Below are 8,602 nucleotides of genomic sequence, written 5' to 3'. Positions count from 1 at the left end.
TCGCCATGTCCATTAATTAACTGCCAACAGGAAATGGTGGTGGACCAATTCCTTGTCTCGCCAACGCTAAAACCTCCGCGATGTAAATCCAAGGATTGATCCGACAACGCTTCCTGCTTATGAGGCTTTAGCTGATTACTTACTTGAGTTGAATAAATCTTAATGGCTGATAAGTAGCTCCACTTTAATTAAACATCAAATAGTGATCAACCTATGCCACTATTGATCTGACATTAATCTCGGACACGAAAAACTAACATTTCACTCTTACATTTTCAACAATTTTGTGATTTTAAAAAGCTGAAAAACCCTAAAAATTGATTAGTGGGATAGGTTCACCATTTCTTCTGGACAAGAAGGAGTGTCTGCCAGGCTATTGGTAGGATTTAAGCTCAGAAAGTAGGATAAAAAGGTGATCACGGATCTTCACGGTATTAATTACTCCTAATCAAATCTATTCCCAGTTCATACTTATCAGATAAATCTAGTGCGGCACTGCGAAAATAATCCACTAGTTTGAAATGCTCGCGCCTGCTTAAAAATCAATACTTTTGACTTGTGAAGGCATGACTTTTGAGGTCTGTGTAGCGGTACTAGGAAAATGATATATTTCTACTTGAATTAGAATCTAAATTCGGATATATTAGGGTGTATTGTTTGTTCTAGAGCGAATTACTTACAATTTCAACTGTACTCATCCTGTCTGATGGCTGTGTTAATGCCTTGTAATTAGGTAGTTTTATGACTGGATTAAGCTAATGATGAAATTTTAACTATAAATAAATAGTAGTTTCACGGTAAAAATACACCCTAATTTTGCCCATGACACCAGAATCGTTATTCTTTTTACAACCAGAAGCAGCAGTCCATAAACGATATGAAGCTTTGCGCTCCTTTTATGTTGAGGGAATGACGGCGCGAGAGGTGTCGGCGAGATTTGGCTATACGGTAAGTACAGTCTACGCATTAGCGAGAGATTTCAAGATACTTCTCACTTCGGAACAACCCAGTTCCTCGTTCTTCATCCGACCACAACCAGGACGGAAAGAGAAGAGTCTCGATGGAAGTACAGGTAAACTCATTGTTGAATTGAGAAAGAAGTACCTATCAGTATCAGAGATAAAGGCTATTCTAGATTCCCTTGGGGAAAAGGTTTCGGAGAAATACATTTACAATCTGCTGGTAAAAGAGGGGTTTAGCAGGCTACCTCGGCGTAGTAACCTGGCATATACTCAGACCAGAGGAACTGTGAAACTCCAAGCGGCCAAAAGTGAATTGCTGGTTTTTCACCCCGAGGAATTTACTACAGAAAGTAGTATTGGAATTCTGTGTCTGCTTCCCTACATTCAGGAACTCGGAATAGATAAGCTCATAGAACAGTCTGGATATCCTGAAACAAAAACCATTCCCAAGCTTAATGCCATATTGAGCTTTGTTGCACTCAAGCTTTCAAATGTACGTCGCTATACTGCAGATGATTTGTGGTGCATGGATCGAGGCCTAGGATTGTTTGCGGGACTTAATGTCCTTCCAAAAGCTGCATGGTATACTTCATATTCCCATCGAGTAACCAGAAACACTAACCTGAATTTCCTGAAAAGCCTTGCCCAAATCTGGATCGAGAAAGGACTCTTGTCCGATACGGCGAATCTTGATTTTACCACCATCCCTTACTGGGGTGAGGATGATTCCCATTTGGGAAACAACTGGTCAGGAACTCGACGAAAAGCTCTTGCGAGCATGCTGGCTATTTTTGCCCACGATCCTGAATCAGGAATTATCACTTACGGAGATACCAGTGTTCGTCATCAAAATAAGGAATTAGTGGTTCTGGAATTTCTGGATTTCTATAAAGACGCTGGGGGTGAGGAGCTTAAGTATCTGGTGTTTGATAGTAAATTTACTACTTATCAGAATCTGGCCAATCTTGATGATGCAGGAATCAAATTCTTAACCATTCGTAGGCGTGGCAAGAATATAGTGGAACGGATTAATGCCATTCCCGACTCAGAGAAAAGAAAAGTTCGTGTGCCTGCTGGGGATGGGAAAAAGAGGCTACTAACCGTCTTAGATGAGGTTGTTTTTCTGAAAGATTATGGGGATAGCATTCGCCAGATTTCTATTTCTGGCTGCGGAAAAGTCAAGCCAGCTCTGATTATTACCAATGACTTTGATTTATCAGTGGAAGAAGTAGTACGGAAATATGCCAGAAGATGGATCGTGGAGAAAACCATTTCCGAACAAATAGAATTCTTCCACCTCAACAAGATATCTTCTTCCATGGTGATTAAGGTTGATTTTGACCTCACAATTACCATTCTCACTCACAATTTATATCGGATATTTGCCTCCGACCTGGAGGGCTACTCAAGTTGCACCCCCCAGACCCTCTACCAAAAATTCATTCACAACAGTGGCAATGTGAAAATCACTGACCATAAGATCATTGTCCAAATGAAAAAGAAGAGACATTTACCAACACTCCTTACTTCTATGGAGAGATTTCAAGATGGGCAAATTCCCTGGCTCGGCGAAAAGAAACTGGTATTTCAGGGAGCTTCAATTTCATAATTGAAAGCCAAAAATTAGGGTCTTATAACTTACCATGAAAATCCGTGGTTAAAGAGAAAAATGATTTGTTACTCAGGGAATTATGTGACCGCTTTGCAGAACTTACAGGGATTAGGGTAAGTATTACTACAATGCATCGCGCTGTAGAAAAATTACGCTTGCGTTATAAAAAAAACTCTTTACGCAAGTGAACAGGATACTCCACGCATACAAGAACTAAGACATGACTACCGTCGATGGTTAGATAAGATTGATGTCAGAAATTTGGTATTTGTTGATGAAGCTGGATTAAATTTGTCAATGTCAGGCTTGTGTGCCAGAGCAGTAGAGGGTGAGCGTGCTGTTGGTAGTGTTCCTGTGGGAATGTTTCTTTGGTTGGTGCTTTAAGCATTGTTCGTGGCGCTGCCGCGCGTCTTCCAAGGACTAGTTGCAGCGATGACCGTACCAGGAAGCATTAATACTGAGGCGTTTGTCACATACTTAACTCAAGTCTTAGTAAGCTGCTAAGCAGCTAAATTGAATATATTGGCATTACCTTTGTTTTTAATCTTGCGGTCCCATTTAATAATGAGACCTCCTTGATTTAATAATTTATTTAACAATTCTTCTAGCTGTTCTACTGATTCAAATAATCTATGAGCTATGTATTCTTTTGCTGAATGCCAAACTAATTCAATCAAATTATAATCTGGACTATATGGTGGTAAAAATTCCAAAATAATATTCGGCATTTCTGCCTCTATTTTTGATAAAATATCTTTTCTTTTGTGGAAACTAGCATTATCTAGAATAATAACTATTTTTGCTGATAAATTATTGAAATCTTCAATTTTATTTCCTGAATCTATCCATTCTTGTATAAGGAAATTATTTAAATTCTTAAGTTGTTCATAAAATACATCTGCATTTCCTTTTTTAATAACAAAATTAACTCTTTTTTTGTCATGATAGCGTAATCCTCCCATAATATTCACTCTACCTCTTCTTCTTTGTCCTGGTACTTTTTTTCTATGACCCTTTCTTCCCCAATTTTTTCTTCTTATAACTCTTAAACTAAATCCACTTTCGTCCCAAAACCATACCTGCAGAAGCTCTGGAGTTTCTTTAGTAATTCTTAAATACTCTGATAATTTTTCTTTAAATAACTTACGTTTTTCAGGATCTTGTTTTTCCTCCAAGCTGTACTTTGCCCAAAGGTAAACGTACTTTTTTCTGCTTAATATCTTCCTTACTTGAGAGCCACTTAATTTAATCCCTGTGACTTTTTCTAGATATGTTGCTAATCTAGCAGATGTCCATCTGCCAAATTCATATCCATATTCTTCTGGTTCTTTGTCAATTATTTCTAATAACAAATCCTCATATTCTTTAGTCGCTTTACGATAATTCCCTTCTCTTCTTCCATCTAAAAAACTTTCTAAATTGTCTGGGTCACCGTGTACAGCCCAGTAAGCTACTGTTGTATATGCAATATTTAAAAAACTACTAATTTCTTCATAGGTTTTTCCGTCATTCATCAATAATAAAATTAAAATTTTCTCTCTCACGTGAGGATTATCATGCTCTTTTAGTGTTTTAAGAAGCCGTTCCCTCTGTTCTTGAGAAAGATGATTTTTTGCTGGCATACGTAGCTATAATTACGGAAATACTGTTTTTGTATTATACGATCAAGCTGCGTAGCAGCTTAATTACATACGAGACTTAAATAATTAATTAGGTCAAAATAAGTTAGAACGCTCATATAGCCTAAATCTGACGTAAGTATGCTGTTTTTATGTATCTGAAAACGTCTGTTTTGCTGCGTTTATTAAAAGTGCGTCTACACCTTGTAAATAAGTAATAAATATTAAGTACTGAAATATAAGTAAGGCAATCAATTATGTTGCATCTACCTCACTAATTACCTGTATTCAAAACTTGGTAATGTCTATAAAATAGGAGAAACGCCGTAAGAAAGTAAATTCTGTTGGTAGGCTTTAAAAAAGTTATATTCGAGGGCGGAATAGCTAGATATAATTGTTTTACTTAAATTATAATGCTACCGCGAAACTATCCAAATATATCTTGGAGAATTTTATTTTTTAACCAATATTTTTATGAATAATTATTTATATGATGGGTAGACGCAGATGCTTGATATCAGATTATATTTTTTTTTGCAATTTTTCGTAATTGGTTGTTATTATAAGAAATGATTAAAGTAAAAATTGTGTTCAAAATACAAGAGCGTAGCTGTATTAAGTGGCGCTCTTTATTGTTTCTACATAATTTATTAACCCTTTTGTTAATCCATGTGTAATACCAATTTCAAAAAACACTGCTACACATTAATTCTTTGAGCAACTGTTTTAATCTGTTCCCTGTTCCCTTTCATCAACTAAGTGTAGCCATATTAAAGGAAGTTGGTATAAGCATACTAAGGGACTTCCAATTTATCCTGTTACATGGTGAGTTTTTGTTTAAGAGATGAAACAATTTATTCAGAGTATTTTAGGTAAATTTGGATATAGAATTACGAAGATACGTGAGCATAAGGAATATCCTAATATAGATATTCTCGATTTAGTTATAGGTGATTATTTGAAGCGATTGGATGAGGAATTTTACTTTATTCAAATCGGTGCACATGATGGAAAGTGGTGCGATCCAATCAATAATTATGTTAAAAGATTTCATTGGAATGGTCTTTTAGTTGAGCCTCAGCCTAGAGCTTTCCAAAAACTTGTAGAGAATTATTCAGATCAGCCTCAGTTAAAGTTTGAGAACGCATTGATATTTAATGAAAATCGGGCAGAGGTACCTTTATATACAGTTCACAATGAGGGGGATAATGATGCTCTTTTTCAGTTATCTTATATGGCACGTCTTGACCGTGATTCTCTATTTCGAGAACTCTCAAGTTTTGGTTTAGAAGAAGTTAACTCTTTAATTGAAGAGATTAGAGTACCTTCATTAACAATTCCAAACCTGCTTGAGAAGCATGACTTTCCTAAGCTTGATTTGTTAGTTATAGATGCTGAGGGATATGATTTTGAAATTTTGAAAATGTTTGATTTTAGTAAGATAAAACCTGCAATTATTCAGCTTGAGATTGCTCATTTATCTATTGATGAAAAAAATGAATGTTTTTCATATTTAGCTCAGAATGGTTATCGGATTTCTACAGTTGTGTTCGATGCTATTGGTTATCTGCAAGTTGGAGGAGAATTGGAAAATCCTGGTCTTGGTATTGTAGAGCTTTTAGGTAGATTATAGCTTGCTGATTTGAGCAGGTTTTTCTAGGGGAGATTTCCGGTTAGGAGTTGAAATGAATAAAATGATCCATTAGCGAATTCTGACAAATCCAGCTTTTGTAATCAATTGTTGACCTTGTGTTGTGAGTAATAATTTGGCATAGTTTTCTCCAGCTTGTTGGTCTTGTTCGCCGGCGTTCAATACTTTTTTATTCGTTAAAATCTGACAATTTTTTTTGTGAACTGAGCAGCTTTTTGAGATATTTCTTCCCAATTACCATTAGCAACCAACTTTTTAGGAAACAGTTGTCTATTCAATTCAATAGCCAAAGCACCTGCAGTTAAAAATTCTTCAGCATTTTCTAGGGTTATTCCACCAGCAGCAATTAATGGAATATGACCTAATGGTCCCTGTAAGTTTTTGATGTAACTCTTACCACCAAAGGATTGGATAGGAAATACTTTTATACATACTGCACCCGATTGCCAAGCTTTAACAATTTCTGTAGGAGTTAAAGCCGATGGAATTACTGGTAAGTTTGATTCAACTGCTGTATTAATAATCAAGGGATTGACATAAGAAGTAAAAATAAATTGACATCCAGCCGTTATCATCTCTTTAACTTGACTTTGTTTTAACAGGGCATGTGTACCAGCACCTATAGTGCAATTTGGTAGCTCAATTCGTAATTGGGAAATCAATTCTCTGGAGCCAGGGTTATTCCAACTAACTTTAATTAAGACGCAAGGGCTGGATATTTTATTACTTTGAAGTCCCTTAGATATTGCCCGCTAGTAAAACGTACCGTAGGTATTGCCTTCCAACAAAACGATTACGTACGACTTAACCTCAAACATATCAACTAACAATCCGGCTACGCCACCCCGCAGGGTAGGCCTCTCATGGGTAGGTATTTCGTATTTGGTCATTTTTTCGCGACTTTAGGGAATACTTGAATCCTGGAATGACCAAACCACGTTAAGCAGTTGAGAAAATTATCAACTATTTCCGCACTACCAAAAAACCTACCCTTGAACATATCCCACTATTCTAAAAATGCTTATTTGTTTGAGTAAAATTTGCCTGAAAAGCTTGATTTTTAGTTTTTAGTTCTTAAAATACTTGAGCTTTTTAGCAAAAATTATATTAGTGGGATATGTTCTTGAAAGGCAGGGTAGGCTGGGCAATATCTAAGGGACAGTAATTTGAGCAGGTTTTTCTAAGGGGGTATTTATACGATTTCAGTAGGGAGGTCTAATGTGCGGTCGTATCCAAGTATAGGATCTACGAAGGTTTTTTCAAAGTCTATGGTGACAAGGCGACCCAATGTATCAGCCTGCTGTAAGTTTGCCATAGTGGGGGGCGTATATATGTCAGCAGCGTCTACATTGACCTCGTAGCCTAAATCAGTCATGGAGGCAGCGGTAATGCGGCTTAGTGGATTTTCTCCAATATTTAAGAAACCAGTCATGAGTTCATTGACGAATACTTCCTCATCCCAGTGACTCAAAGCAGTACCTGGGCCAAACTCAGCTTCTACTGGAACAGTGGATTCATTGAGTGTGAAGATATTATTATATTCGTTGGTAGCTTGTTGTCCAAGGAAGCTTGGGTCTGGGCTGCCGATACCAGTAAGTAGATCTAGTTCTTGCCAAATGGTACCGAAACCTAGTACGTGAGCCATTTCGTGGAGAATTACATCTTCAAGAGAACCAGTTTGTTCTAAAGAGGATAAGTCATCGAGATCGAATTGCATAATGCCCCGTGCGGGTAAGAAGGAATCAGAACGAAGGACTGTGGGGCCTGCTTGTCCGAGAATTCCTCCAGGACCATCAATAAATGGGGCACTAGCATCAATAACTACATCATCTACAAAGCCAAAGCCCGGGACAACCAAGTCAGGTATGTCTGCGGTAATAATTTGCTCCCAGCGACTGGCAGCGTTTTCAAATACAGCCTGCTGGGTAGAGGTGAGACTGTCGTCGATGAAGTTAACTTCAATATCGAATCCGAGATCTTCTGTAGAATCGTTTATTGTCAGGAATAAGTCATAGGAACCAGAACTATTTCCAGTACCACTACCTTCAATAAAGGGGTCGTAATTAGAGTTATCATAACTACTGACGCCGACATAATAAGTGTCACTAGAGTCCGCAGTGAAGTTGATAAAAGAGTCAAGACTAGTAGAATCATCATTTTGAGCTACAAGGTCTCCTTGAGAATTAAATATTGAGAGAATTGGATCGAGTTGTGAACCGATTTGACTAGCATCAATGTCAGCAATTAATTGATTTCCTGCATCGAGAGTTAACTCAAACAAATCCACATCATTAAACGGGATTAAATTGGGATTATCACCGATTTCAGTGGAAATATTGTAGGAACCCTCTGCAATTAAACCAGTGGGAATAGCTTGGAAAATTGTATCATTAGGTTCTATTTGATCTGAACCATCTGGACCAACTTGGATGTTGTCTATTAAAAGAGCGGAATCGACAATATTATCGCCTACATCTACAACACCAAAACTTAAGGTATATGTTCCTGGTTGGGAAATAGCAATAGAAACATTTTGATAGCCAGTTTCTTCATTGAAATCCCCTGCAAAAGTTTCTGCAAATAGAGGATATGTAGTATCTGCTAATTGTGTAGTAAAAGGAGTTATAGAGAAAAAGGCAAAGTCATTAAAGAAGTTATCTGGTGTGGTTTCATTAGTGAGGAAATTCCAATCGAAAGTCAAAACATCACCAGCTTGTGCACTAAAGGTTTGTTTAATAGCAGAACCTTCGGTGACATC

5 protein-coding genes are annotated in these 8,602 nt (G+C 37.2%); 2 read left to right on the top strand and 3 right to left on the bottom strand.

The window, feature by feature from the left end; all coding sequences use genetic code 11:
- Nucleotides 1–822 precede the first annotated feature (822 nt).
- The gene (locus QNJ50_RS27825; protein WP_300642229.1) at nucleotides 823–2,571 is read left to right on the top strand and encodes a transposase; all 1,749 of its coding nucleotides are present in this window, start codon (nucleotides 823–825) and stop codon (nucleotides 2,569–2,571) included.
- Nucleotides 2,572–3,074: 503 nt separating this feature from the next.
- Here QNJ50_RS27825 and QNJ50_RS27820 read toward each other — a convergent pair.
- On the bottom strand, nucleotides 3,075–4,196 hold the full coding sequence (locus QNJ50_RS27820) for an IS630 family transposase (protein WP_300642226.1): 1,122 nt from the start codon (nucleotides 4,194–4,196) through the stop codon (nucleotides 3,075–3,077).
- Between the two features lie 841 nt (nucleotides 4,197–5,037).
- On the opposite strand from QNJ50_RS27820, the gene QNJ50_RS27815 reads away from it, so the two are divergent.
- On the top strand, nucleotides 5,038–5,826 hold the full coding sequence (locus QNJ50_RS27815) for an FkbM family methyltransferase (RefSeq protein WP_300642223.1): 789 nt from the start codon (nucleotides 5,038–5,040) through the stop codon (nucleotides 5,824–5,826).
- Between the two features lie 194 nt (nucleotides 5,827–6,020).
- Here QNJ50_RS27815 and QNJ50_RS27810 read toward each other — a convergent pair whose 3' ends face one another.
- Both QNJ50_RS27810 and QNJ50_RS27805 read right to left on the bottom strand, forming a co-directional pair.
- On the bottom strand, nucleotides 6,021–6,542 hold the full coding sequence (locus tag QNJ50_RS27810; protein ID WP_300642232.1) for a keto-deoxy-phosphogluconate aldolase: 522 nt from the start codon (nucleotides 6,540–6,542) through the stop codon (nucleotides 6,021–6,023).
- A 494-nt stretch (nucleotides 6,543–7,036) separates the two neighbouring features.
- The coding region (locus QNJ50_RS27805; RefSeq protein WP_300642220.1) for a leishmanolysin-related zinc metalloendopeptidase at nucleotides 7,037–8,602 on the bottom strand (1,566 nt) is incomplete at its 5' end.

Origin of the sequence: Mastigocoleus sp. MO_188.B34, from assembly GCF_030065675.1 — a bacterium.
Classification (GTDB): Bacteria; Cyanobacteriota; Cyanobacteriia; order Cyanobacteriales; family Nostocaceae; genus Mastigocoleus.
Note: the sequence above shows the minus strand (reverse complement) of the source record. Positions and strands in the feature narration are given on the sequence as shown.